General features: G+C 69.7%; 22 protein-coding genes and 1 pseudogene. 18 read left to right on the top strand and 5 right to left on the bottom strand.

From position 1 onward, the window contains the following. Positions 1–3: 3 nt before the first annotated feature. Complete coding sequence (locus ACZ7IB_RS30225; RefSeq protein ID WP_470916966.1) at positions 4–411, bottom strand: TOBE domain-containing protein; 408 nt, start codon at positions 409–411, stop codon at positions 4–6. A gap of 314 nt (positions 412–725) precedes the next feature. Between ACZ7IB_RS30225 and ACZ7IB_RS30220 the strand changes: the two genes are divergently transcribed. Then, entirely contained in the window at positions 726–1,334 is a 609-nt protein-coding gene (locus tag ACZ7IB_RS30220; RefSeq protein ID WP_470916965.1) for an Lrp/AsnC family transcriptional regulator, read from the top strand. Positions 1,335–1,478: 144 nt separating this feature from the next. Here ACZ7IB_RS30220 and ACZ7IB_RS30215 read toward each other — a convergent pair. Continuing rightward, positions 1,479–1,631, bottom strand: a pseudogene (locus ACZ7IB_RS30215) (Tn3 family transposase); the annotation flags it as partial. A 924-nt stretch (positions 1,632–2,555) separates the two neighbouring features. On the opposite strand from ACZ7IB_RS30215, the gene ACZ7IB_RS30210 reads away from it, so the two are divergent. The 12 genes from ACZ7IB_RS30210 (at position 2,556) to ACZ7IB_RS30155 (ending at position 18,130) form a co-directional block, all read left to right on the top strand. Then, on the top strand, positions 2,556–3,323 hold the full coding sequence (locus ACZ7IB_RS30210) for an SDR family NAD(P)-dependent oxidoreductase (protein ID WP_470916964.1): 768 nt from the start codon (positions 2,556–2,558) through the stop codon (positions 3,321–3,323). A gap of 26 nt (positions 3,324–3,349) precedes the next feature. Continuing rightward, positions 3,350–3,721, top strand: coding sequence for a MerR family transcriptional regulator (locus ACZ7IB_RS30205; protein WP_470917044.1), 372 nt, complete (start codon positions 3,350–3,352; stop codon positions 3,719–3,721). A 661-nt stretch (positions 3,722–4,382) separates the two neighbouring features. Beyond that, complete coding sequence (locus ACZ7IB_RS30200; protein WP_470916963.1) at positions 4,383–5,918, top strand: TIGR02677 family protein; 1,536 nt, start codon at positions 4,383–4,385, stop codon at positions 5,916–5,918. After that, positions 5,915–7,264 (top strand): TIGR02678 family protein, encoded by a 1,350-nt coding sequence (locus tag ACZ7IB_RS30195; protein WP_470916962.1) that lies wholly within the window; start codon positions 5,915–5,917, stop codon positions 7,262–7,264. Before ACZ7IB_RS30200 ends, ACZ7IB_RS30195 begins: the two co-directional genes overlap by 4 nt. Continuing rightward, positions 7,261–11,421 carry a TIGR02680 family protein gene (locus ACZ7IB_RS30190; protein WP_470916961.1) on the top strand — a complete coding sequence of 1,387 codons (4,161 nt, stop codon included), beginning with the start codon at positions 7,261–7,263 and terminating at the stop codon, positions 11,419–11,421. The genes ACZ7IB_RS30195 and ACZ7IB_RS30190 overlap by 4 nt, the downstream gene beginning before the upstream one ends. Then, positions 11,418–12,680, top strand: coding sequence for a TIGR02679 family protein (locus tag ACZ7IB_RS30185; protein ID WP_470916960.1), 1,263 nt, complete (start codon positions 11,418–11,420; stop codon positions 12,678–12,680). Before ACZ7IB_RS30190 ends, ACZ7IB_RS30185 begins: the two co-directional genes overlap by 4 nt. Positions 12,681–13,580: 900 nt before the next feature. Then, on the top strand, positions 13,581–14,417 hold the full coding sequence (locus ACZ7IB_RS30180; protein ID WP_470916959.1) for a hypothetical protein: 837 nt from the start codon (positions 13,581–13,583) through the stop codon (positions 14,415–14,417). After that, positions 14,395–15,114 carry a barstar family protein gene (locus ACZ7IB_RS30175; RefSeq protein ID WP_470916958.1) on the top strand — a complete coding sequence of 240 codons (720 nt, stop codon included), beginning with the start codon at positions 14,395–14,397 and terminating at the stop codon, positions 15,112–15,114. The genes ACZ7IB_RS30180 and ACZ7IB_RS30175 overlap by 23 nt, the downstream gene beginning before the upstream one ends. 261 nt (positions 15,115–15,375) lie before the next feature. After that, positions 15,376–15,798, top strand: coding sequence for a DUF6069 family protein (locus ACZ7IB_RS30170; protein ID WP_470916957.1), 423 nt, complete (start codon positions 15,376–15,378; stop codon positions 15,796–15,798). A 121-nt stretch (positions 15,799–15,919) separates the two neighbouring features. Then, positions 15,920–16,282: a YciI family protein gene (locus tag ACZ7IB_RS30165; RefSeq protein ID WP_470916956.1), complete on the top strand. Its 363-nt coding sequence runs from the start codon at positions 15,920–15,922 to the stop codon at positions 16,280–16,282. Then, complete coding sequence (locus ACZ7IB_RS30160; RefSeq protein WP_470916955.1) at positions 16,279–17,529, top strand: RNA polymerase sigma factor; 1,251 nt, start codon at positions 16,279–16,281, stop codon at positions 17,527–17,529. Before ACZ7IB_RS30165 ends, ACZ7IB_RS30160 begins: the two co-directional genes overlap by 4 nt. Positions 17,530–17,557: 28 nt before the next feature. Further along, positions 17,558–18,130 (top strand): dihydrofolate reductase family protein, encoded by a 573-nt coding sequence (locus ACZ7IB_RS30155; RefSeq protein ID WP_470916954.1) that lies wholly within the window; start codon positions 17,558–17,560, stop codon positions 18,128–18,130. Positions 18,131–18,208: 78 nt separating this feature from the next. On the opposite strand, the gene ACZ7IB_RS30150 is transcribed toward ACZ7IB_RS30155, so the two are convergent. Next, entirely contained in the window at positions 18,209–18,487 is a 279-nt protein-coding gene (locus tag ACZ7IB_RS30150) for a recombinase (protein WP_470916953.1), read from the bottom strand. Positions 18,488–18,649: 162 nt separating this feature from the next. On the opposite strand from ACZ7IB_RS30150, the gene ACZ7IB_RS30145 reads away from it, so the two are divergent. Then, positions 18,650–19,552, top strand: a complete 903-nt coding sequence (locus ACZ7IB_RS30145) for an aminoglycoside phosphotransferase family protein (protein WP_470916952.1) — start codon at positions 18,650–18,652, stop codon at positions 19,550–19,552. Positions 19,553–19,592: 40 nt separating this feature from the next. Here the strand turns inward: ACZ7IB_RS30145 and ACZ7IB_RS30140 are convergent, their stop codons facing one another. Together ACZ7IB_RS30140 and ACZ7IB_RS30135 are read right to left on the bottom strand one after the other, a co-directional pair. Beyond that, the gene (locus tag ACZ7IB_RS30140; RefSeq protein WP_470916951.1) at positions 19,593–21,902 is read right to left on the bottom strand and encodes a tyrosine-type recombinase/integrase; all 2,310 of its coding nucleotides are present in this window, start codon (positions 21,900–21,902) and stop codon (positions 19,593–19,595) included. A gap of 319 nt (positions 21,903–22,221) precedes the next feature. After that, complete coding sequence (locus ACZ7IB_RS30135) at positions 22,222–22,590, bottom strand: hypothetical protein (protein ID WP_470916950.1); 369 nt, start codon at positions 22,588–22,590, stop codon at positions 22,222–22,224. 1,445 nt (positions 22,591–24,035) lie between these two features. On the opposite strand from ACZ7IB_RS30135, the gene ACZ7IB_RS30130 reads away from it, so the two are divergent. The 4 genes from ACZ7IB_RS30130 to ACZ7IB_RS30115 all read left to right on the top strand — a co-directional run bounded on the left by ACZ7IB_RS30130 (position 24,036) and on the right by ACZ7IB_RS30115 (position 25,340). Then, positions 24,036–24,278 carry a CBS domain-containing protein gene (locus ACZ7IB_RS30130; protein WP_470916949.1) on the top strand — a complete coding sequence of 81 codons (243 nt, stop codon included), beginning with the start codon at positions 24,036–24,038 and terminating at the stop codon, positions 24,276–24,278. 13 nt (positions 24,279–24,291) lie between these two features. Then, positions 24,292–24,420, top strand: a complete 129-nt coding sequence (locus ACZ7IB_RS30125; RefSeq protein WP_470916948.1) for a hypothetical protein — start codon at positions 24,292–24,294, stop codon at positions 24,418–24,420. A gap of 42 nt (positions 24,421–24,462) precedes the next feature. Then, positions 24,463–24,870, top strand: a complete 408-nt coding sequence (locus tag ACZ7IB_RS30120; protein ID WP_470916947.1) for a DUF2795 domain-containing protein — start codon at positions 24,463–24,465, stop codon at positions 24,868–24,870. A 200-nt stretch (positions 24,871–25,070) separates the two neighbouring features. Continuing rightward, a complete protein-coding gene (locus ACZ7IB_RS30115) occupies positions 25,071–25,340 on the top strand; it encodes a hypothetical protein (protein ID WP_470916946.1) in 270 nt (89 codons plus the stop codon). Positions 25,341–25,632: the final 292 nt, after the last annotated feature.

Raw genomic sequence — 25,632 nt, 5'->3', positions numbered from 1 at the left:
TGTTCAGCTCCGGCTGCCCAGCCGATCGATGTGCACGTTCGTCGACTTCACCCGCGCCGTTGCCATGACCCCGACCTCAAGGCCGAGCTCGTCGACTGACTCGCGGCTGATCAGCGACACCAGCCGGTGCGGCCCGGACTGGATCTCCACCTGAGCCACGATGTCGTCGACCTTTACGGCGGTGACGATCCCGGCGAATGAGTTCCGCACCGACGTCAGCACCTCACCGGGCACCGGATGCAGACCTGCGGCGCGCTCTTTGGCGAACGCGGCCAGACTCACACCGTGGATCAGCCGGTTCCCCGACCCGCCCCGGTCCATCGTGAGGACCCCACCGTCGGCCCAACGGCGGACGGTCTCGGGACTCACAGCCAACAGCTCCGCTGCCTGGCCAATGCTGTACGAAGGCACCTGGGCACTGTAGGCCAATGCGGGGTTCACCAGCGCACCGGCTCCGACCTTGCCAGGACGGACGCCGGGCGCTCCCCTCGCGTATGAGCCCGCGTCGCCCACCGTCCAGACCAGCGACGCAACCGAAGTGCCGACGCCGGCGGATGTGCCTCCCCGGCCACCCTCGCGAAGACCCCTGCGCAACCCGAAGGGCAGATCGCGCCGGCAGCACAGTTGCTACCAGGGGCAAGAGCTCGAAGCCCCGGCAGCGCACAGCGCCCGCGGGCCCGGACGCGCTGCTGCGCGACATCCCCCGCGCAGCCGGGATCACCGCGGTGTCCGCGCACTACCTCCTGCACACCTACCTGGGCGGGCCGACCGTGTGGCGCGGACGGGTGGACGCCCTGGACGCGGGCCAGGAGGCGCGGCTGCGCGCTGAGACCGGCACCCCGGACACTGCGGACACCCCTGACGCTGCGGCCCCCAATGCCCCCGCGTACCTCCTCACCGACGCGGACCGCCTGCTGCTGTCCGCGCTGCGCGAGGACGCGCGCCTCAGCTACGCGGACCTGTCCGCCGCGACCGGCACCACCGCGTCCACGGTTGCCCGCCGACTGGCCGAACTGCGGGCGCGCGGCGCGCTGTTCTTCGATGTGGATGTCGATCCGGCGCTGCTGGGCGTGACGGTGTCCGCACTGCTGTGGATGCAGGTGGCGCCCGCGCAACTGGATGCGGTGGAGACAGCGTTGGCCGGGCACGAGGAGTTGGCGGTGGTCGCGGCGACGACCGGCCCGACGAACCTGGTCGCGCAAGCGCTGTGCCGGGACGCGGAGACCCTGCACCACTACCTGACGCGGCGGGTGGCCTGGGATGCGGTCACGCTGATCGAGACGGCGCCGGTGCTGCGCACCTACAAGGCGGCGGCGACGATACGCGCGGGCTGACCCCGGTCGCCGAAACGATGCGCGGACGCGGGGCGGGGACGCGCGGTGCGGACGTGGCGGTGTGCCTCGAAGAGCGACTCGGCCACGGCGTACCGGTGTTCCCACCCCTCGCGTTCCCATGCGTGGCCCGGGAGCCATTCGTCGGTTCAGCGCCGAGTCGAACGCGGCGAGCTGGTCCTTCTGCCCATCGCGGCACGCCTGCATGATCTGGCCGCGCTTGCCGTGGCAGATCGCGCGGGCGAGCCGGTGCCGGGACTCCTGGACGGTGAGTCGGCGGTTCATTCGGCGGCTGCAGGTTCACGCCGGACGCCGAGCCGTAACGAGCCGCCCAGGCCTCAAGATCATCTCGTGGCGGGTTTCTGGCGTATCCGGGAACCGGCGCGAATCGCATCTGATGCGAACTGGACGCATCTTGCGTCGCGTTGACCGACTGGGCCTTGGGAAGCCGCTGATCAGCGAACAGAGGCTCCATTGTGCGCCTGCCGAGACGGTAGCCGACGAGCCTGTCCTGTCTCGTTTCGCTCCACTCGATTGGATGGCTGACCTGCCGTTCCTCTCCAGGCTTCGCATCTGGTGCGAGAATCTCGCGCCGGATGCGATCTACGGAGCGTGACGAATTCGGCGGGCAGGACGGGACAGCACCGGGAGCCGCACGGCTGCACCTGGCCGACGGGGTGCCGCTGTTGCGGCCGGAGGAGCAGGTCTTCGAGGCGATGTTGGACGGCTGGCGTAACCAGCAGCTGGCACGGAACCTCGCGCTGTCGACCATCAACGGCCGCGAGCGGAAGGTGCGGGCGTTCGCCGCGCACGCGGACGCCTTCCCTCGGAACTGGTCCTCACCGTTGGCGGACGAGTGGTTCGGCGACCTGCGGGTGGTCCACGGCTGCGTCCGCTCGAAGCTGCGCGGCTACCAGGAGGCGGTGCGGCTGTTCTGCGAATACGCCACCGACCCGGCTCACAGCTGGGCAGCCGAGTGCGAGCGGCGCTTCGGCACCCATCCCATCCAGGTGTGCCACGAGTGGAACACCACCGTGCACATGCAGGAGTGCGAGGCCGAATCTCCGAGCCAGGCGCTACCGGCGCAGAGTCTGCCCAGCTCGCCGCCGAGGCCGGAGGAACCTGGCGTCGCTACGCTCCCGGCGACCACCGGCGGTGGCTACCGCCCGTGGCTACCGCCCGTCAGGCGCTGCTTGACCTTCCCGCTGGCGGCAGGGTTGCACGATGACCGGCATGAACAGCACCGCATCGCAGAGCAGCAGGATCGTCGCCGTCACCGGAGCCGGCACCGGGATCGGCCGGGCCACCGCCCGCGCCTTCGCCGCCGAAGGCGCCCACGTGGTCGCGATCGGGCGGCGGGCCGAGCCGCTCAAGGAGACTGCTGCCGGGCACGGCCGGATCACGCCGCTGGCCGCCGACATCACCGCCGAGGGCGAGCCCGATCGGATCATCCAGGCCGTGCTGGAGACCCACGGCCGGCTGGACGTGCTGGTCAACAACGCCGGCATCGTGCGCAGCGGCGCCCTCGGCACGCTGACACCGGAAATGATCGCGGCTCAGCTCGCCACCAACCTCGTCGCCCCCGTCCTACTGGCCCAGGCCGCACTGCCACTCCTGGAGACGTCGGGCGGGGTGATCGTCAATGTCAGTACGTCGGTGGGGCAGCGGGCCTGGCCCGGCAGCTCGGTCTACGCGGCGACCAAGACCGCTCTGGAGCTGCTGACCCGCAGCTGGGCGGTCGAGCTGGCACCCCGCGGGATCCGGGTGGTGGCAGTCGCCCCCGGCGCGATCGACACTCCCATCGGCGAGCACCAGGGCCTGACGCCTGAGCGGATGGACGCAGTGCGGGAGTGGCAGCTGGTGCACACTCCGCTGGGCCGGATCGGTCGCCCCGAAGAGGTGGCCTGGGCGGTCACCCAGCTTGCCGCACCGGCTGCGTCGTTCGTCACCGGAGTGATACTCCCGGTCGACGGCGGGGCGGTCGTGGCGTGATAAGAGTGGCCCGGGAGGTGGACGTGGTGCGGATCGGTGAGCTGGCCAAGGCGACTGGGACGACCGCCCGTGCGCTGCGGCACTACGAGCAGGCCGGACTGATCTCCTCGCAGCGGGCCCCCAACGGCTACCGCATCTACGACGAACTGGCGGTGGTGCGGGTCCGCAACATCCGCTACCTGCTGGCCGCCGGGCTCACCCTGGACGACGTCCGGGTGTTCCTGCCGTGCCTGGACGGCGATGTGGCCGCCGCACCGCCCTCGGACAAGGGCCTGCGGGTCGCGTTGGAACGGCTGGCGGTCCTCAACGAACGGATCGCCGCCCAGACCGAGGGCCGCGACCGGCTGGAAGCCGCGTTGCGACAGGCAACCGGTCGCCGGATCCGCCCAGTGGCCTGACCGCCCGCCTCTTCGCAGAAGCCGGAGGAACCTGGAGTCGCTACGCTCCCCGCGGCCACTCACGGTGACCACGAGCCCTCACCAGCCAAGGAATACGCGACTCTCGATTACGCGAGGTCGCCAGTTTCATGCCCCGTAGAGGCTCGAGCTGTGCATGAACGGCTGGAGATCCTCGGCGCGGGTTCAGGGCTTTCCGGCAGCGACGGCAAGTTCGCAGCTTTCGAGGACGAGGGTGTCGGCGACGTGGACGGGGCCGCATGAGCCGTGCGGGGTGGAATCCCGGGGGATCGGGGTCGGGTGCAGACCGCGCGCCCCACCCGCTGTCGGCGCGGCTGCCTGCCAGTGCCGCCCATGATCGCGACCAGCTCACCCAGAGCGACAGCGATCTCCTCACGCCGCGCCACCGCCGTCGCCGCCCCGCTCCCTGTCCGGCAGGTCTCACGCCTCCGTGCCGACCCTACCGGGCGGGCACCTGCAGAGATCCCCCGACCACTTTGAGGTACGGCGAATCCCGGCCAGATTGGCATGCGTGTCAGCTCCACCTGGGAAGACGGGGAAGCGACTTGTCCCCTGAAAGTCAGTGCCGCCCTCTACGGTGGAGAACCAAATGCCGCCGAGGTGGCAGGGGAGAGGGTGAGAGGTGCGCAGGGTTCCACCGGAGATGTTCCGATTCACCACGGGGGGGAGGTCCGACCTCTACGGTGCCGTGCTGGACGCCTTCGGCGCGGCCGGCGAGCACCTGGAGACGGCGCTGGGGCTCGACGACGTGCGCGGGCGGCTGCGGACGGTGGGGTGGCTGGCCGCGGTCGAGGACGAGGAACTGCACGACGTACTGAAGAAGCTTGTGGAGTGGAAGCTCCTGGACCGGGTCCACAACCATGCCGAGAACTACCGCACGGCCGAGGAATACGAGCGGCGCAACCTGCACTACTCGCTGACCCGCCGGGGCGAGGCCGCGCTCGCCGGGGTGCGGCACGCGCTGGAGGTGCTCGCCTCGACAGGGGCGCTCCAGACGGCCGTACTGGAGGCGATCGCCGACCGGCTCGACGAGCTGTGCCTGCTCTCCGCCGAGCCTGTCTCGGCCGATCGCCGGATCTTCACGACGCTGCGCGAGCTGGAAGGGCACCTGGAGGCTCTGGTGGAGAACACCAAGGCGTTCAACGCCGAGCTGCAGCGGCTGCTGCGCGCCGAGGGCGCCGATCTGGAGGTCTTCCGGGAGGTGAAGGCCGCCACCGTCGCGTATCTCCAGGAGTTCCTGGTCAACCTGGACCGGCGCGGGCAGGCTGTCGCGGCCGCCGTTGTCCGGGTGGAGGATCGCGGTGTCTTCCTCCTGCGCGAGCGGGCCCTGCGCGGCGCCGAGCTGCCACCGGTGGCCGGCGAGGACCCCGCACCCGGCTGGCTGGAGAGCCGGCGGGCCCGCTGGGCCGGTCTGCGGGCGTGGTTCCTGCCGGACGACGCGGCCCGTCCTCGCATCGAGCAGCTGCACGACATCGCCCGGCGGGCCATCGTCTCCCTCCTGCAGGTCCTGGAGCGGATCAACGAGTCGCGGCGCCGCTCCTCCAGCGCTGTACAGGACTTCCGCGAGCTGGCGCGCTGGTTCGCCGCCGCCCCGGGAGAGGAGGACCTGCACCGGCTGTGGGCGGCAGCCTTCGGCCTGGGCTCGGCGCGCCACGCCCATCTCGCCCACCCCGATCCGGAACTGATTCCCCAAGCGCTGTCGTGGTCCGAAGCGCCGCCGGTCGAGGTGTCGGCGCTGCTGCGCACCAGTGGACGGACCGAGCGGTTCACCCGTACGGCCAAGGTGCGGGACGTTGCCGCTGTCAAGGCGGCGCGGGCCGAACGGGCCCGTGCCCAACGGGCTGAGCTCGCGCTGGCCTGGCGGGGCCTGGCGACAGACGGGCCCGTGCGGCTGTCCTCCTTCGGTGAACTGGACCCCGCGGTCTTCGAGCGGCTGCTTGAGCTGCTGGGCCGCGCCCTGTCCGCCGGCCCGGACACCACCGGGCTGCGGCGCGCGACCACCGGGGACGGCCGGGTGGAGATCACGCTCTCTCCGCCGCCCGACCACCGCACCGCCGTGCTGCGTACCGCGAAGGGCGTGCTGGCCGGGCCGGACTACGTCGTCCGTATCACGGCGGCGGACGGTGCCGGGGCATTCCCGGCGCCATGGAGCTCCGCGCGAGGGGAGGTGGCGGGATGAGTACGCTCGCCAACCAACTGGCGGCCGCCGAAAGGGAGGAGGTGGCCCGGGGCGTGCGGCTGCTGCTCGCCCGTCCGCTGCTCACCGAGGCGGCCGACCCGACGGGCTTCGAGCTCGTGCGCCGCCGCCGCGAGCCGCTGGCCAAATGGTTCGACTACACCTGCGGCTGGAACCTGGTGGTCGAGCCCCGGCGCGGATACGCACGCCTTGCCAAGATCCGAGCCCATGCCGACGCCTCCCGTCCCGCCCGAAGGTCGCGTTCCGGCCGGGCCCCGTTCGACCGTCGGCGTTACGTCCTGCTGTGCGTGATTGCGGCTGAACTGCTGTCCATGCCGATGACGACCATCGGACTGCTCGCCGACCGTGTCGTGCAGGCCACGGCGGCCGATCAGGCACTGCCCGAGTTCGACCCGGTGCACCGGCCGGAGCGGATGGCATTCGTGGACGTCCTCAAATTGCTGGAGTCGTACGGCGTGCTTCGCGCGGTGGACGGCGCCACGGAGGCGTACGTCGAGTCGGCCGAGGCCAAGGTCCTCTACGGCGTGGACACCACCTTGCTGATGCGGCTGCCCGTCGCGCCCGTCGGCGCCTCTGGACTGGCCGTACCGCCGGACGAGGTGCCCGCCCGCTTCGAGGACCTCCTCACCGGCATCGTGCGGGAGCGGCGCTACGGCGGCGCGGCCGGTGACGGGACGATCGAGGAGAAGGCGCCGAGCGCGACCGCCGCCACGGAACCCCAGCGCAATCTGTGGCTGCGCCACTCGGTGCTGCGCCGCCTGTTCGACGACCCCGTCGTGTACCGCGCGGACCTCACCGAGGACGAACTGGCCTACGTCACCTCCCTGACCGGCCGCCAGATCCTGCGCCGGTCGGTCGAACAGGCCGGTTTCTTCCTGGAGGAACGCGTCGAAGGCTTCCTGCTCGTCGACCCGGACGCGATCGCGACCGACGTCCGCTTCCCCGACGACACCTCCACCGCCCGGGTCGCCGCACTGCTCCTGCTCGAACCGGTCTGTGCCGCGCCCGCCGGGCTGTTCCCCGAACAACTCGCCGAGGCCGGTGCGGACCTGCTGCGCCGCTTCCCCCGCTGGGCGAAGGCGTACCAGTCCCAGGACGGCGCGGCCAGACTGGCCGACGACGCCGTGCGCGTACTGCGGGACACCGGGCTGATCCACCAGCTCGGGGGCCGCGTCGTCGCACGCCCGGCCGCTCACCGCTACCGCGTCGCCGAGGCGACGAGCGCGGACGCGGCCACGAGAGCCGGACAGAGGAAGAGCGTGAAACGGCGCGACGTGAACGACACCGCGGTCCCGGACGGCGGTCCGCACGAAGGAGACGAGCAGTGAGCGTGACAGAGCTTCCCGCGCCGCGACGCCACGAGCGTGCCGCACCTGCGGAGTCGGCCGAGGCGGCCGGTCCGGACGCACAAGCGCGACGGAGCCGCTGGCAGCCGCACCGCGCCGGCATTCTCAACGTCTGGCGGTACTACGACGAAACCTTCACCTTCCACCAGGGCCGTCTGCTGCTGCGCGGCCAGAACGGCTCGGGCAAGTCCAAGGCCCTGGAACTCCTGCTGCCCTTCCTCTTCGACGCCAGCCTGCGCCCCAACCGCCTCTCCACGTTCGGCGGCTCGGAACGCACCATGCACTGGAACCTGCTGGGCGAGGGCGCCTCCGGCAAGACCCGGGTCGGATACGTGTGGCTGGAGTTCCGCCGTACCGGTGACGACGGCGAGGACCGCTGGTTCGGCTGCGGGGCGCGTCTGCAGGCGAGTGTCCACACCAGCGGCGTGCACACCGACTACTTCACCACCGGCTCCCGGATCGCCCGCTCCGACGGCCTGTCCCTCGTCAACGAGGACGGACAGCCCCTGACCCGCGCCGCCCTCGCGGAGGCCCTGCGCGACCGCGGTGACGTCCACGCCTCGGCCGCCGACTACCGCACAGTGGTCCGGCGCGAACTCTTCGCCGGCATGGGGGAACAGCGCTACGAATCACTCCTGTCCGCCCTTCTTCAGCTGCGCCAGCCCAAGCTGTCCGAACGGCTCGACCCCTCCCTGCTCTCCACTCTTCTCTCCCGCGCCCTGCCCCCACTGGGCGAGGGCGAGATCGCCGAACTCTCCGAGGGCTTCGAGCGGCTGGACCGCCAGCGCGAGCACCTCAAGCGGCTCGACGACGAGGTGGCGGCGGCCGAGACCGTCGCGTCCCGGCAACGCGGCTACGCGCGCCGGGTCCTGCGCGCCGCCTCGGCCACGCTGATCTCCGCCACCACGGAGATGGACAACCTCACCCGCATCGCCCGTCTCAGCGCCGAGGAACACGCCAAGGCTCAGGAGGAGCGGGAAGTGGCCGAGGTCCGGCGCGAGGAGCAGGCCAGGCGCGCGCACGCCCTGGAGGAGACCATCGAGGGCCTGCGCGACAGTGACGCGTACCGGCAGGGCGAGGAGCTCGACCGGCTCCGCCGCCGTGTCGAGGAGGCGGCGGCCGACGCCCGGCGACAGCGCGCCACCGCCCGCACCGGACAGAACCGGGCAGAGGAGGACCGGCGGCGTGCCGATGAGGCCGCGGGCCATGCCCATACGCTCGACGAGCACGCCCGCGAAGCCGCCGAGGGGGCGCACAGGTCGGCACGGGCAGCGGGTCTGGAGTCCGTCCACCACGAAGCGAACGCGCTGCTCGACGCCGTACGCCCGCCGTCTGGTACGGCGGTTCCCAGAACGGGCACCGGCCCGTCCGAGGCCCTGCCCGCTTCCGGCGACACGGGCGAGAACCGGGCCCGGCAGGCGCGCCGACTGCTGCGGGGCGCGGTCACCGCCCGGCGGCAGCAGGTCGATCTCGTCATGGAGGCGATGGACGGGCACGACCGGGCGGTCCGGGACCGGGTCGCCGCCGAGGAAGCGCTCGAACAGACCCGCGCCCGCCTCGCGGAGGCCATCGCAGGGCGCGACGAAGCAGTCCACGCCTGGGACGACGCTCTCTCCGTACAGGTGGGGCGGCTGCGCGTCTGGGCCGAGGGGTGCACGGAACTCCGGATCACCGACCCGGAGGAGCTGTCGGCCCGCGCGGCGTCCGAGACGGAGGTGGCAGCTCTGGTGGAAGCCGGCGCGCGCCCGGTGGAGCAGGAGATCGCGGAACACGAGGCCACCGACCGAGCCGCGCGACGAAGCTTGCTGAACGAGCGCGACGGGCTGGCGAAGGAAAGGGAACGGCTGCGTCTGGAGACCGACCTCCCGCCCTCGCCGCCGTCCACCCGCACCGCGGACCGCGCCGTGATGGCGGGCGCGCCGCTGTACCGGCTGGTCGCCTTCCGCGAGGACGTGCCGCTCGCCGTGCAGGCCGGAGTGGAGGCGGCGCTGGAGGCGTCGGGCCTGTTGGACGCCTGGGTCGGCCCGGACGACGGACTCACGATGCCCGGGCACGACACCCGCGTCGAGGCCGCGCTGGCCCTGCCCGCCCCGGGGCCGAGCCTGTTGGAGGTCCTGCGGCCCGAAGAAGACATCCCGGTCCTGGCGGAGACGGTCACCCGCCTGCTCGCCGGCGTCGCCTACGGTGCGTGGCTTCCCGGCTGGCATCCGGCCGCCGTGTCCGCCGACGGTGCCTGGCGCCTCGCGTTCGCCACGGGTACCTGGAGCAAGCCGGAGCCCGCCCACATCGGCGCCCTCGCACGGCAGCGCGCACGACACCGCCGGATCGGCGAACTGACCGACCGGATCGCCGGAACGCACGCCTCCCTCGCCTCCCTCGACGACCGGCTGCGCGCCCTCGCGGCCCGACGCGACCGGCTGGACGATGAGCGGGCGGCCCGCCCCGACCACCGCGAGCTCGATCAACGGCGCCGCGCCTGGGACCGCGCCGAGGACCAGGTGGCGGCCCGGGACGACGCCGTACGCGACGCGGCCGAGCGACTGGAGCGGACCGAGACCGAGGTCGCGGCCGCGCTGCGCGTACTCAGCCGCCGGGCGGCTGAGCACAGCCTGCCCACGGACAGCGGCCGACTGCGCGAACTGTCCCGCGCCATCGACACGTTCCGGGACACCGCCGATCTCTGGGTGGACGCCCGGCTGGGCGCGATGGCGGTCGCCGACCGGGCGCGCCAGCTCGCGGCGCAGGCGGACCGCTCGCACCGGGACGCCGAGGAGCAGAACGCGGCCGCGACCACCGCCGAGACCGAGGCCGAGGGGGTGAGGGCACGCCTGGAGGCGGTGGAGGCCACCGTCGGTGAGGACTACCGGCAGGTGGTCGCGCGCGTCGCTGAGGCACGGTCCGAACTGCACCGATGCCGTGATGAGGCCGAGCGGACGGGCGAACTCCTGCTCCGCCTGGAGGGGCGTATCGGAGAACTGCGGGCCGTCAGCGAACGCGATGCCGAGGGGCGGGAGCATGCGGTCGAGGCCCGGGATGGTGCGGCGCGCCGGTTCCGGCACCTGTGCCTGACCGGGCTTGCCGAGGACGCCGGCATCGTTCCGGAGCTCGGTGCCGAGGGCGGTGCGAAGGCCACACTGGAGGCGGCCCGCGCAACCGCGGCCACCTGGTCCGGTGTTCCGTACGCACCGCGCAACCTGGGCGACGCCGCCACCCGCCTCTCCGAAGCGGTCCACGAGGCCCGTCGGCACCTCGGAGCCCGGGCCGACCTCGACCTGGAGCCGGACGAAGACATCCAGCTCTTCACCGCCACCCTGGACGGCGTACGCGTCGGGGCGACGGGCCTGTTCAGCGAGCTGACGCAGGAGCGGGACCGCAGCCGGGACGACATCACCGGTGCCGAGCGCCGCCTGTTCGACCAGATCCTCACCGGTGACATCCGCCGCCACCTTGCCGCCCGGATCCGCCAGGCCGGTGAACTCGTCGACCGTATGAACGGCCACCTGGAACGGGTCCGTACCGCCTCCCGGGTCGCCGTCCAGCTCGTGTGGCAGATCCGCCCTGATCTCCCCGAGGGCACCCGCACCGCCCGCGAGCTGCTACTCAAGGATCCGGGCCGGGTCACCGACACCGACCGGGAGGCCCTGCACGCCTTCTTCCGCGCGCGAATCGAGGAGGCCAAGAGCAGTGACACGGCCGCGAGCTGGGAGGAACAACTCGGCGAGGTGCTCGACTACACGGCCTGGCACCAGTTCACCGTCCGCCTGGACCGTGCGAACGGGGTCGGCTGGCAGCCGCTGACCAAGAAGCTGCACGGTGCGCTGTCCGGCGGCGAGAAGGCCATCGCCCTGCATCTGCCGCTGTTCGCCGCGGTCTCCGCCCACTATGAAGCCGTGCCCCAGGCGCCCCGGCCGATCCTGCTGGACGAGGTCTTCGTTGGCGTTGACACCGTCAACCGCGGCCAGGTCTTCGCGCTGCTCACCGCTCTCGACCTGGACCTCATGCTCACTTCCGACCACGAGTGGTGCACCTACGGAGAGCTGCCCGGCATCGCCGTCCACCAACTTCTCACCGGCACGGACGACGACGCCGTCACCAGCGCCCGCTTCGTGTGGAACGGCATCGACCTGGAGGCGGAATGACACGTACGGGACCGACCCCGGGGGAGCGCACCTTGCGCCGCCCCGAGCTGCGCCCCCTGTGGCAGACGGTCCACGATCGCCTTTCCTCCGGCCGGCCCGTCACCCGCGTGCGCCTCGGACCGCTCGACGACGCCCAGCGTGAAGCTCTCGCCGACCTCCTCGGTCTGGACCGCCTGCCGGATGTCCGGCCCGCCGTTGCCCTGGCCCGCCTGGAGGAGGCAGTCACCGAGCTCTGCGGCCGTACGGTACGCGAAACCGTCACCGACCTGGTGGGCCCGCTGGCCGACCGCGCGACCGAGCGGCGCCGTCAGGAAGACGAACGAGCCGGACTGTGGGCCTGGCTGGATGCCCACGACATCGTGCGGGCCCAGCCAGCGCTCGCCGACTGGGCCGCCTCCTGCCGGGCCGCCGGACTGGTTGGCGGCTCGCCGGGACGCACACGCGCCTTGCTCACCGACACGCTCGCGGTGCTGGCGGCGCTTCCCGCCCACGCGGAGCCGCTGCCGGTCTTCGCCGCACGGGTGGTGAGAGGTGATTCCCACGCGCTCGACGACGGCACCCGCCTGTCCTCCCTCGTCCTGCGCGCCCTGGCGGCCCTCCATGACACCGACCCGCCGCAGTCCGCCGCGGACCGGCGCGCCCGGTGGACCCGGGCGGGCGTTGCCGACGACGAAGTGTCCGCCACCGTGCTCACCGCCGGACTGCTAGCGGGCGGCGACGGGCCGCTCGCCCGAGTGGCACGCGTGTGCGCCGAGGCCGGGCAGGCCGCCAGTCTGACCCTGGCCCAGGTACGCGCCCCGGGCGAGCTCACGCTCGGCACCCGGCCCGCCGCCGTCGTCCACGTCGTGGAGAACCCCAGCGTCATGGCTCTCGCGCTGCGGCGGTTCGGACCGTCTTGCCCGCCCCTCGTCTGCACGTCCGGCTGGCCCAACAGCGCGGCCATCCATCTTCTCCGCCTACTCGCGGATCACGGTGCGATCCTCCGCTACCACGGCGACTTCGACGGTGAGGGCATTCGTATCGCTGCCTATGTGCTCGACAAGACACCGGCCCAACCGTGGCGCATGACAGCGGCGGACTACCGCGCCGCCGTCGCCCGCCTGACTGGAGGACCTCCACCCGGCCGCCTCACCGAGGCGCCCTGGGATCCGGAGCTGACCGTGGCCATGGCCTGCCGCGGCATCACTGTTGTCGAGGAACTGGTTGCGGACGTCCTTCTGGACGACCTGGCCGATGTCGGTCGTGCGGACATGGCCTGAGCTGAGGGAAATGACCGCGAGCCGCAGCGAGCCGGGAGGCCGTGACGCTCCAGAAGGTCGTACTGGCCGCATCCGCCGCTCTCAGCCTGCGCCGACCCGCCTCCACCCGGCCCCCGTTGCTCAGGAGGAGAAGGCACCCTCCCTGCCAGACGCTGCAACCGGGGACCCAGGAATCGACGGCGCAAACATGCTGGGCAGGACCAGCAGCCGGATGCGCCGCCCGACCGGCGCACGGATCAACGCCGCACGATGAGCGGCACGTGGCCTGTCTCCTTCTCCGATCACACGGCCTATCGTTAAAGAATGAGCAAAGTTGAGCATGAGACCGGTCCCCAAGGGCTGCTTGTGTGCCCGGTTTGCAAGCACCCCGTGGACCCCACCATCATGAGGCGGCACAAGACTCTCGGAGTCTTCGTGCCCGTGCGCGGCCCGGGCCCCTGCCGCAACCCCGACTGCCCCCAATACCTGGAGGAGCCGGAGCGCAGCAGCTCCCAGGACCGCTGACATCAGGACAGGACACCTGGTCGGCGGGCGACGCTCGCGGCCCGGAAGGGTGACTCACGGTGAGCATCCGGATTCCGTACTGGTCATGCCGGTGGAAGACATGGCGACATAGCACCGTTGATCGGCAACCTCGTCCGGGTTCTGTATTTCGGCGCCATCTCGGGGTATCGCCGAGGTAGGTCCAAAGGGGGCCGTGGGATGATCTTGAAGCCCAGACCGTCCACTGGGGCGGGAATGTGACCTCGATCGCTTGAACCGCGTATCCGCGGTTCAAGCGGCTGATCACCGCGCATGAGCTGCATCTGTTCTTTTCGCCGACCCGTTACGAGGTCGAGTGGGCGGCCAGTGCCACGGACTGCGACGAGTATCTGCCGACCTGATGCTGAAGCCGCTTTCGTGCTCGTCGAACTGCGAGCCCGACAGCCCAGCTTCGATCCCCGACTGCTGGCCCAACGTATGTTCGGCGGCGGCAACGCGGCGCTCGGGTTGCTGCTCTTCGCCATGACCGCTGCCAGCTTTTACGGCGCTTTCCACCTGCAAGGCGCACGCGGCTTCTCGCCGCTGGAGGCGGGCTTGGCCTTTTCCCCAGCGGCGCTCGGGTCGATCGTGGGGGCGCCCCTCGGTGTCCGTCTGGTTCGCCGCTGGTCGCTACGCCCCGTTACCGCGACGGCGCTCACCACGGCGGGACTGGGCATGGGCTCCCTCGCGTTGTTCGGGCTGCATACTCCACTCGTCTGGAACGAGATCGTGTATTTGGTCCTGATTGCGTACCGGCGCGCGATCGAAGAGTCGCTGCACAACTACCCCGGCCCGGTGCAGGAACAGGCGCGAGTCTCCGCGGAACAGGCCCGGCATGCCGCCATCGCGACCCACCAGCCCGCCTTGGCGCACGCCGCCGATGACGCGTTCATCCAGGCCATGCACGTCAGCGCGGTCTGGACCATGCTGATCGCACTCTCCGGAGCTTCTCTGCACTTCACTCTCACGGGTGAAGGGGGGTATGTGACTCGTCAAAGGGCCTCCGAGATGGATGGGATGGGGGGAGCGGATAGCCGGCGACAGCTCGGCAGGTCGCGGGGCCGGTACGATCGGCGCTCTCATGGGGAGTGCGATGCGAACATCGGGGCGGGGTGGCGAGGGGCAGAAGTACGCGCTGACCTCGGACGAGGACGACGTCGACTTCTGGGGCTTTGCTCACGAGGCCGAGGGGTTGTTCACGCCGCTGCCGGATGAAAACGGAGCCCGCCGAGTGCACCTGGCGGGCTGTCTCCCGCAGGGTGGCCTACTGAAGAGCCTTGACCACGTCGGCAGTCGTCGTGCCATGGCGGGGAACGCCTGGTTCGACATCCTCGCCGCTGACGGGGCCACCATGGGGTCCTACTTCGTGGGCGAGGTCACCGTCATCGACGTCAAGCCCTCTGTCCGCGGAGCCGGCCGAGTCGACCTCACGATGACGTTGTGGTGCGAGAACGCCCTGGCCGGAGCGGAGCGAGTGTGGGATCTGATCCGCACGGGGCAGCTGAGCCGCACCGGCATGTGGCACGAACTTGACCCCGACGACAGACACGCGTGGCTGTCGGTGGCGCTGTGGTCCCGGGAGTACCAACGCCAGGGAAGGCCCGACGCCCCTGCAGGCGAGGTGTTCACCTTGGACGGTCGAAACACCGTTGACAGGGATAGCTTCTACTGCGCGATCGGTGAAGCCATCAACGGGCCTGGCGGATACTTCGGCTGGAACCTTGATGCTCTGGACGACTGCCTGCGCGGTGGCTGGGGCGCCACTACTCCGTTCACCTTGCACTGGGATTCCTCGGCCGAGGCCAGGGCACGATTGGCAGAGCGTGTGCCCACCGGCGATGGCGAGGTTTCGCTGTTCGACCTGCTCCTGGAAATCTTCGAGCGACGGAGCGTGAGCGTCGTCCTTCGGTGACAGCTGGTCGCTCCCCAGCATCGGCCTGGGGAAGGTCATTCTGACTCCTTGTTAGTGGCCAGCTGAGAATCCCCACCCACGGCCAGTAAGCGGGGAGCCACCTGGCCGTGGATGTCACGAAGCGTAATCGCGGCCGGTCTCTCGCTCGGCCGGCGGGTCTGCAGGTACTAATTCCAGTTTGGTGTCGTATCCGGCTGATCTCGTTCGTGGGTATGTCAGAGGGCGGCACACGGTCGCCCCTTCCCTGAGAAGGAGACTGACGTGTCCGAAACCACCTCTATGCCCCCTCAGACCGTGTCCTCCAGACAGAATCGTCGTGCGTTGTGGTGGCCGGGCCTGGCATGGGCTGCGGCCGGTGCAACTGCGGCCACCGCGGTCGCGGCCGCGGGGCAGGCCGCTGATGTCTCACTTGAGATCGAGGGTGAGTCCATCCCGCTGCTGGGCTTCGCCCAGCTTGCGTTCGTGTGCTCGGTGGTGGGTGTCGCCCTGGCGGCGGCCTGCCGTCGCTGGGCGGGCCAGCCTGCCCGGTTGTTCACCCGAACGGCTCTCGCGCTGGTGGTGGCGTCCTTCCTGCCGGACCTGCTCATCCCCGATACCGACGCTGGCACGCGGGTGACTCTGGTTCTCACCCACATCGTCGTGGCCGCGATCGTGATCCCCGGGCTCCGCTTGCGCCTGCGATAGCCGAGGGACACGTTCCCGAATCCGACCAGAGAATTGGCACCGCACTGTCGTATCGGCTCCGCGCCGTTCGTAGAAGTGGTGGGACGACACCCAGACGTCCGTACCGAGAGAGGCGAGAAACATGCCCCAGTACCTGCTGTCCGTCGTCGACGACGAGCACACCCGCAAGCGCACGCCCGCCGAGGCACAGCCGATCTTCGAGGCCGTTGACTCCTTCAACGAGGAGCTACGCCGCAAGGGCTCCTGGGTGTTCGCCGGGGGCCTGACCGAGCCGGCGATGGCGACCACGGTCGACGCCCGCGGGCCGGAGGTGGCCTTGGTCGACGGACCGTTCGTCGAGTCCAAGGAGTACCTGGGCGGCTTCTGGGTCATCCAGGCACCCGATCTCGATGTGGCGCTCAAGCTCGCCGCCCAGGCGTCGCGGGCCTGCGACGGCAAGGTGGAAGTGCGCCCCTTCGAGGCCGAGCCGCAAGGTACGGAGTGAGTGACCTCGATGCCGTCTTCAAGCAGGAGTACGGCCAGGTCCTCGCCACGCTGGCGCGCCGCTTCGGTGATCTCGACCTCGCGGAGGACGCCGTCAGCGAAGCCTTGGTTGCGGCCGTCGAGCACTGGCAGTCCGGGGTGCCGGCCAACCCGGGCGGCTGGCTCACGACCACAGCGACCCGCAAGGCCATCGACAGACTGCGCCGCGAGTCGGCCCGGGATACAAAGCAGCGTGAGGCCCTGATGATTGTCGACGACACTCCCGCCGAGCCGACCGGGGCGGTCGTCGACGATCGGCTGCGGCTCATCTTCATCTGCTGTCATCCGGCCCTGGCCCCCGAAGTCCGCGTCGCCCTGACTCTGCGGCTGCTGGGCGGGCTCACCATTGGGGACATCGCCCGCGCGTTCCTCGTGCCGGAGACCACGATGGCACAGCGTCTCACCCGCGCCAAAGCCAAGATAAAGAAGGCCCGGATCCCGTACCGGGTACCTGCGGCCGAGGACCTTGCCCCGCGGTTGTCCACGGTGCTCGCGGTCCTCTACTTGATCTTCAACGAGGGGTACCTCGCCGGTGCGGGAGAGGCCCCCGTACGCCGCGATCTGACGGCCGAAGCGATCCGGCTCGCGCGGCTCCTGCACGTGCTGCTCCCTGACGAGCCGGAGGCGGCCGGCCTGCTGGCCCTGCTGTTGCTGTCCGAATCACGGGTTGCCTCGCGCTTCGCCGAACACGGCGAGCTGGTCCCGCTCGGGGAGCAGGACCGCGGCGGCTGGGACCGGGACCTCATCGCCGAAGGCCACGCGCTGGTACGTGCCTGCCTGCGGGTGAACCGGCCGGGCCGCTATCAGCTCCTAGGGGCCATCAACGCGGTCCACACCGACGCGCCCGACGCTGCATCCACCGACTGGGGTCAGATCGCGGCCCTTTATGACCAGCTGTACACCCTGGAGCCGACACCGGTCGTCGCCCTCAACCGGGCCATCGCGGTCGCTGAGGTCGACGGCCCCGCCGTGGCCCTGGCCCAGATCGACGCGCTACCGCTCGACGCCTATCATGCCTGGCACGCCACCCGGGCCGACCTCCTGCGGCGCCTGGGACGCAGCTCCGAGGCTCGCAGCGCCTATGACGCGGCCATCGCCGCCACCCAGAACCCCGGCGAACGGGCCTACCTCGCCCGCCGCCGAGGCAGCCTGGCACCCAGCCAGACTGCCGGACCGGCCACCATCAGCCGGTCCCCACACCCCAGTTGACCAGTACCAAGAGAACCAAGGAATCATCATGCGCACGCTCATCAGCACCGCCTTCGTCTCCCTCGACGGCGTCGTCCAGGACCCCGGCGGCCAGACCGACTACCGCAACGGCGGATGGACCTTCAAGAACATCGACTTCGTCCCCGAGGCGTACGCCCTCAAGGGATCGGAGCAGGCCGAGTCCACCGCCGTCCTCATGGGCCGCAAGAGCTACGAACTCTTCAGCCCCGTGTGGCCGGGCATGGAGGAGTTCGCCCACTACAAGGAACTGCCCAAGTACGTCGTCTCCACCACGCTCACCGACGACAAGCTGGTCTCCGACTGGGGCCCGACCACGATCCTGCGCTCGCTCGACGACGTCGCGCAGCTCAAGAAGACCGAGGGCGGCCCGATCATCGTCCACGGCAGCGTCACCCTCAACCACGCCCTGTCCGACGCCGGCCTGATCGACCGTTACAACCTGCTCGTCTTCCCGCTCCTGCTTGGGGCGGGCGAGCAGCTGTTCAGCAGCACCGACAAGGACGCCCAGAAGCTGAAGCTCGTGGACAGCGAGGTCTACAGCAACGGCATCCAGAAGAACATCTTCGACGTCGTTCGCTGACTCCAGCCGCTGTGCCCGCCCTGAATCTCTTGAGGGCGGGCCGCAAGCCCACAGCTGACGACGTCCGGACGCCAGCAGTCACCCACTGTCACATCCGTAGCCGGCCGTCCGTGGGGACTTCTCGGTGGCCGCTGTCACCTCCTTCGGGCGGCGGCGTGCGGGGATGCCGAGGTCGACGGCAGGACGGCGAGCCGCGCGCTGGGACTCGTCGCGCTTGGAGCGGAGGAGTGCGAGCGTGAGGTTGAGTCCTTCGATCTCACCGGCCCACCCCTCCCTCTCAGCTCTGTTCCGGCGGGCAAGGAGGTCCTTCTCGAGTTCGTCGAGACGGGCCAGCATCTTGGGGTTGACGTGCAGCATTGGGCAGCGGATGCAGGCTTCTCCGAACTTTGGGGCCGTTCCGTCCCAAGGCATCTGGTCTGCAGCTCTCTGAAACCGAATCGGTGATGCCAGAGGGATCACAGCGAGATGTTCCGGAGAGCGAGAGCCGCTCCGCCTGCCGCTTCAGTACTGTGGCTTCGCATGACCGACACCGAGATCGAGATCGAGATCACCGCAGACCTGGTCCGCGACCTGCTGCAGGAGCAACATCCAGACCTTGCAGGGCTTTCCATCCGCGAGGTGGCGGGCGGCTGGGGCAACCAAATGTGGCGCCTCGGGGACGAGTTGGCCGTGCGCATGCAGCGCATGGACCCCACCCCGGAGCTCCAGCTCAAGGAGCGGCAGTGGCTACCTGTGCTGGCCCCGCGTCTGCCGCTCCCGGTTCCGACCCCTGTGCGGTTCGGCGAACCGTCCGAGCGCTTCCCCAAGCACTGGACCGTGATGACGTGGGTTCCCGGCGAGCCGCTGGACCACGGCTCGATCAGCCGCGGCGCCCACGCGGCCGATACGCTGGCGGGCTTCCTCAGGGCGCTCCACGTGGAGGCGCCCGCCGAGGCGCCGATCAGCTCGGACTTCGGCGCTCACCCCAAGAAGTGCACGCACGGCTTCGACTACTTCTTTGAAGCCGTTGTCCCCGGCGGCATTGCCGACGAGGTCCGGGCCGTCTGGGACGATGCCGTTGCGGCCCCCGAGTGGGAGGGCCCGCCGGTATGGGTGCACGGTGACCTTCATCCCGCGAACGTCGTCGTCTCGGACGGAACGCTCTCGGGCATCGTCGACTTCGGTGCCATGTTCGCCGGCGATCCGGCGTGGGACCTCGCCGCCGCATGGGTGCTGCTACCCGCGGGCACGGCCTCACGGTTCTTCGACACGTATGCGCATGCAGACGAGGCGGCGATCCGGCGCGCCCGCGGGCTGGCCGCTATGAAGAGCCTCTTCCTGATGCTCATGGGGCAGAACGGAGATCGGGGCCTTCCCGGCGGCAAGCCGAACTGGGGGCCTGCAGGCCGGGCGGCACTTGATCGTGTTCTGAAGGGCGTTTGATTCTTGGTTGAGGGCCATGCGGCAGCCCGCCTTCGTGGGTTCATCGATCACCACTCGTGGTGGGGATGCCAAGGTCCACGGCCGTCTGCTGCCCGTGGCCCCGATCGAGTTGGCGGAGCTTCTCCTCGGCGCCAGCCAGGCTGGCCTGGAGACCTTCGACCTCGCCGAGCCGGCCTTCCGTCTCGGCTTCGGCGATTCGGGCGATCAAGTTGTCGCGGATCTCGGCAAGTCGTGCCCGTTGGGCCGGGTCAGGTCGGAGGAGCGAGCATCTGACGCAAGCGTGCTCATGAATGCATGGGGACCGAAAGGCGCGTGCGCAGGTGCCGATGGACACCTTCCGTTTCTCGAAGTGGGCGAGGAAAGCGTCCCACTCTTCTTCAGTCGGGATCCGGTACTCCTCGCTGGGGCGGGCGGATCGACGGCGGGCGATGAACGCCCGGTGGGCCTCGATCGTTTCGGCGGGATAGACCGCCTTGTATCCGATCGTGGTGTCGATGCTCTTGTGCCCGCAGATCACCTGGGCAATCTGCGGGGGTAGGCCATTCATGATGGCGTCGGTGACGAAGATCCTTCGGAAGTCGTGGGGCGAGAAGGTGAGTGCTTCACCGTCGGCATTGGTCAAGCCGGTGGCGGCCAGCGCGTTGATCAGCAGCTTTCGGAGCGCGGTTGGTGTGGATGCGCGGTGTTCGGAGCCGATGCCTCGTTGGAACAGCAGAGGCATCGGCGGGTTCCAGACCTTCTCGCGGACGTCGTAGGCAGCCACCAGCGGAATCGCCCCGGTAGGGCCGCGCAGGCGGCTGATGACGGCGCTGAGGACATCGGCGAGTTCAGGGCTGACCAGCAAGAGCCGCTCGGTGTCGGTCTTGGACGGGGCGATCTGCAACAGCGGCACGACCTCGCCGGTGGACTGGAGCCGGTACTGGGTGATGCTGTGGTGCGTCAGCTCCAGAGGTTCCTCGTTGCGGACGCCGGTCAGGCGCAAGACCTCGATCGCGGCGAAGGCCCAGAATGCCTCCTCTTCCTCATTGGTCAAGTTCCGTCGACGTCCGCCAGACGGCTCCTCAGCCCAGGTGAGGTGGCCTGCGGCCTTCGGGGCAACAGCTCTGCGCAGTGCAGGATCGGTGCCAGGGATGACAGTCCCGGGCTCGGTGTTCCGTGCCGCTTGGAGCAGGTCGGCGGCCGCGCGCCGCCGGCCGACGGCGCTGATCAGGATGGGCAGGACGGGCAGTCGCTCGCGCGTGCGCTGGTCCATCCGAGCTTTTCGCCGCTTGCGTTCCTTCGCCTTGTGGAGCTCGTCGTCGCTGATCGGGCAGGGCACGGCCCATGGACCCCAGCGGGCTGGTTCCTCGGCGGCCCATTGCGCGATGTCGAGGTAGAGGGCGCGGACGCGCATGAGCTCGTCCTTGGCATTGAGGCGCGGGCTCGCGACCTCGACACTCTTGCCGTCGGGGCCGGTGAGCATGCGCTTCTTGACCTTTAAGTCCTCCTTCCAGGCGCGGGCCACTGCACGCGGCAGTCGTAGTGTGTCGATGCCCGGGGCCAGGGCTTCGATCCGGGCCCAGAACAGGCCGGCGAGTGTGCGCGAGATCGCGTCCAGGCTGGCGAAGTCCAGCGACGGCTGGCCTTCGCGCAGATAGTCGACCAATAGGTTGCGTACTGGTCGGCACTGGATCCGGTAGCGGTCCACCAGCTCTTCGATACTCAGCTGGCCCAGGGCGAGCCCGAAGGCTCGGATTGTGGCCGGGGCATCCTCAGGGAAGCTCCCAAGGTCCCGCAGCCGTAGGTAGAAGTCGACCTTCTTTTGTCCGCCGCTGGCGTGCACCCCCCGCTGGGTGTCGACGAGTTCCACGCAGTCGCCGACCCTGATGTCTGCGATCCTTCCACCCTTGCAAGCCAGGATGGTGGCGATCCGCGTGGCGGCGATCTGGGCGTCCTTGCGTGAGCTGGCCGCTCCTTCCGCGGCGAGTTGGTGCAGGCGCGCGAACCCGTCCGGGTCTCGGATCTCGGCCATCACGGAGTCGAGATACCGGTGCGTGCGGGTGAGCATCCACGGCAGGCCGGGACGGATGACGTCTCCGCAGATGAGCATGAGCAGCCCGGAGGGCAAGTCCTCGCGATCACGGGACGGCGAGGGCCCGCACTCGCGCAGCCACTGCAACGGGGCATCCACCCAGGCGACCCCGGGACGGTCCTCCGCCCCGGAAGCTGTCCATCGCTGCTGCCAGGTATCCCCAGGCAGGCTCGACAGCCAGCGCAACAGCTTGATCACCCCGCGGCGGCGCCCTGCTCGGGTACCACTGGCCGCCGGGAGGAACGGCGGTGCCGTCAGCCGCCGCAGGGTCTCCTCCAACGGCTGTGCGGTGTGCAGTCACTGCGGCTCCGGTGGCCGGGCCGGAAACCGCTCCCGCAACTGGCCGTTCCTCGCCTGGGCCTGCTCCGTGGTCGCGTTCGCGGCCCTCAACGGCGTGCGCGTCGCGTGCTTGACGACGCCGGTCACGACGAGCGTCCGACCACCACCATCGGATCGACACCGGCCACCGACGTGACCCAGATGAAGGACCTGAGTTACCCGAAGAGTCTGTACGTCGCCCAGCTCTCGGCCGGCGACGAGTACTTCGCCTACTCGTCGTTCGACATCTGGGAACAGGAACGCGCTCAACCGCTCACCTTCATCCCAGCCGATCCCGTGGGACCAGCGGCAGCAGAGCTTGCATCGCCGCCTCGGAGTCGGGGACGGAGATCGCCAGCCGGCTGAACGGCGCACCCCGGCGCAGTTCCACACACAGCACCGGCCGGCCGGCTCGTACCAACGCGAAGTCCTGTCCCTCCTGGAGATGCCGGATGCCCGCGCACAACCGTGCGGGGATCCAGGTGCCCCGACCGCACCCGCCGCGAAGCGCACGCCACCAGTCGGGCTCGATATAGAGCCGGGCCAGCGCCGACACCGGAACCCGCACATCGCGGTGGCGTGCCGCCGCCTTCTCCCACCAGGACAGACGTACGACGATATCGGTGCCCTCGACTACCACCCGCGCCATGTCCTCTCCCTCTTTGCGGTGCTGCGGGGTTGGCATGGCCTGGTGCCTGGCGATGCTTCCCCGTTCCAGGTCTGTACCGCGCCATCCGATTTTCCTTGGCACGACACTCCTGAGACAGTCACCCGTTGCGATTCCTGAGACTGACCCCGCAGGCAGCCGGGGCGCTTTGCCTGGCTCAGCCATGCACGGCCATGACACATCGCTCCGGCATCGAACGCTTCTCTTCAGTTTCCGCCGCTCCGGGACCGCAGGTCCCACCACAGGCCTATCCGACGGTTCCCATCCCGTCGTCCGCAGGGCCAGCCAGGACACGAAGGCGGCCAAGGCCACGGTGGCCAGTACCAGGACTGCTCGGCTGCGGGACGCCGGGTTTGATGTCTTGCAAGGTCTGCCACCCACGTGTCCCTTCGATTTGCTGTTGCATCTGCTGTTGCAGTCGCTGTCCCGGGTCTCGGCGGAGTCTGTGGCCTCCGGAGTACCTGCTGCGAAGGTCAGGTCATCGCTGCTGGACAGACGCGTTCGTTTGGGTTTCGATGGATATCTGCCGTACTTGATGAGCGGTCATGCGGCAGAGGGCGGCCGGGTCCCCGGTCACATGTCGGCGCGTGGGATCCGGCTCGCTGGTGTGGGAGGCCACGGGCGTGGATGTCGCCACGGCCAGCCGTTCCGGAGCCTCGTCGCGGGTGTGCAGGGGAGCGGCATCCGTCCTCAACGCGGCAGGGCTTCCGCAAACCGCCGGCACGTCCTCAAGGTGACCCCTCCAGTGATGACTGAGCGTGATCGTCCCGGTCCGTGTCCTGCCTAATACGTGATTTTTCAACATGCGCGCCCTCATGCCCTCAGGCAGGAGCGCTCTGGTCAGTCGGGTGGCTCGGGGACGGGGGATCCCGGACCCGGCGCAGGGGGCGGTTCCGCGTCCGGCTGGGGCTCGGGTTCTCCGGGACTCGGTACGGACGGCGATTGCGGGTCGTGTGGCACTGGATCCGGCTGGCTGGGGACGGGCCCCGGACCGTCAGGGGAGGGTTCTGTGGTCATCGCTGTCGTCCTTGCGTTGTGCGCCACCGAACTTCTGGATGAACGCTGGGGAAAGCTGTCGGGTCAGGCGCGTCCGGCTGGTGATCAGGGCACCCGGAGTGGCATAGCGCATATCTGCATTCTCGTGTGTCTGCCCACGTTCCGCCCGCACGGAAGCGGCCCACCCATCGAATGCGACCAGCCGCTCACCATGGAACAGTCGCAGCCTGCCCCCGGGCTGGAATCGGCAGTGATCGAGCCGAACCCCTCACGCCGCCCCGACTTCTCCAGCGGTCAGGACCAGGGGGTGCTACGGCCGGCCAGGAGTGCAGGCGGGTCATCTCGAGAGGCGACCGGAGTCTTCAGAAGGGAACCTGGAACCACGAGCGGCTGTGCTGGACCCGGGAACGAGAACCACCGCGTGGGAAATCGTGATCCCCAACGCCGAGTGCGTCGGCGCAAACGAACCTCTCCTGCTCGTGGCTCGCAGGATGGCGGAGCCGGGGGCCGGTGCCCAGTCCATCCTTGGTCAGGACGAGCGGCTGAAGGGAGTGCTCACCGACCGTGACATCGTGACCAAGGTTCTGGCAGCAGACAAGGATCCAGTGGCAACCACCGCCGACGAGCCGGCTCAGGGGAAAGCCATCACCATCGGCGCGGACGACGAGGCATAGGAGGTTCTGCACGATGAGTACCCACAAGGTGCGTCGGCTTCCCGTGCACACCCTGGTCGGCAGGGTTGCCCAGGCAGACGTCGCCCGCGCCTTGCCCGCCCCGGCCGTCGGGGACGTGCTTGCAGCGCTGTCCAACAACTGACCGGGCGGATGCACACACGACCGGCAAGGAGGTGTCCCCATCATGGAGCGAGGAAGCAGCCGTCTCAGCCCCCATGAGGACGATCAGCGCAAGCACGAACTGCAGGGATTTCTGCGGTCCGGCCACACCACCCACGCAAACGAGGCGTACGACCCCGAGCCTCCCGCCGACGACGACGTGCACGTCGACCGGGGCGGCCCCGTCCCCCCACCTGGTGAGGAACGACAGCGGGCGCGCGCCGAGGCCGAGGCCGAGGAACTCAGAGCTGAACTCGCGCGTCGCCTGAGCCGCACGGTCTTCCCTGCGGATCGCGCGTCCCTCTTGCGTACTCTTTCCGGCTCGTACGCTCCGGACGCGCTGATGGACGTGGTGCGAGAACTTCCCACGGACGACCGGTATGCGAACGCTGGAGAGATCACAAGAGCACTGGGCTACCGGCCGCGTGTCTGAACCTCGCCGGGGCAGTTCTGCCGCGCACGGACGGAGCGCTCACGTGTACGCCTCCCGTCGCCGGGACGCCGGACAGGTCACCCAAGGACCTGAGCCGACTCCTGGCGGGGCAATTCATGCGAGGTATATGGATTGGCGAACGGCGTGACAAGAAGAGCCGTGCAACGCCGTGCCGATGCGCACCATGCCCACTGACTGCGGTGCGGATCCCGGTCGCCAGGGCACTCCGGTTTGGCAAGCAGGACATTGGTGAGGTCCCTGGCTTCGACCTGCTGGCGATCACCCACTTCTTCGAGGTCTACGAGGACCTGGAGTCCGGCAAGTCCGTCGACGCATTCCATGGGAAACGCGCGCGACAACGCGTACGCGGAGATCTCGGCATCTCGACGACGACCCACGGCCCTGCCCTCGGCAGGGCCGTGGTAGATACGGCGGTCTTCCGGGCGTCATCGCCTGGAGGAGACCGGTGAGCAGCTGGAATCGGGCCTGACCCTCACGGACAGGTTCAGGCCCGTGCGGCGGCTTCGTAGAGATCGAGTAGTCGTCCGCGCGTCGCGTGCAGTCGTTGGGTGAGCACCAGGCCGACCCATTGGCTGATCGCGAATCCGAACTCGGGTTCCGACCGGCACAGCGCCCGGACCTGGGATGCGTCGAATTCATAGGCGCGGGGAGTGTCTAATCAACGGCGGATCTGATGATCAAGGAGACGCCAGAGATGACCGAGTCCGTTGTCGAGCAGGAGTCCGTGGAGAAGTCGGCGGT

The organism is Streptomyces sp. NPDC037301, from assembly GCF_055602785.1.
This window is presented reverse-complemented; position numbering and strand designations above follow the sequence as displayed.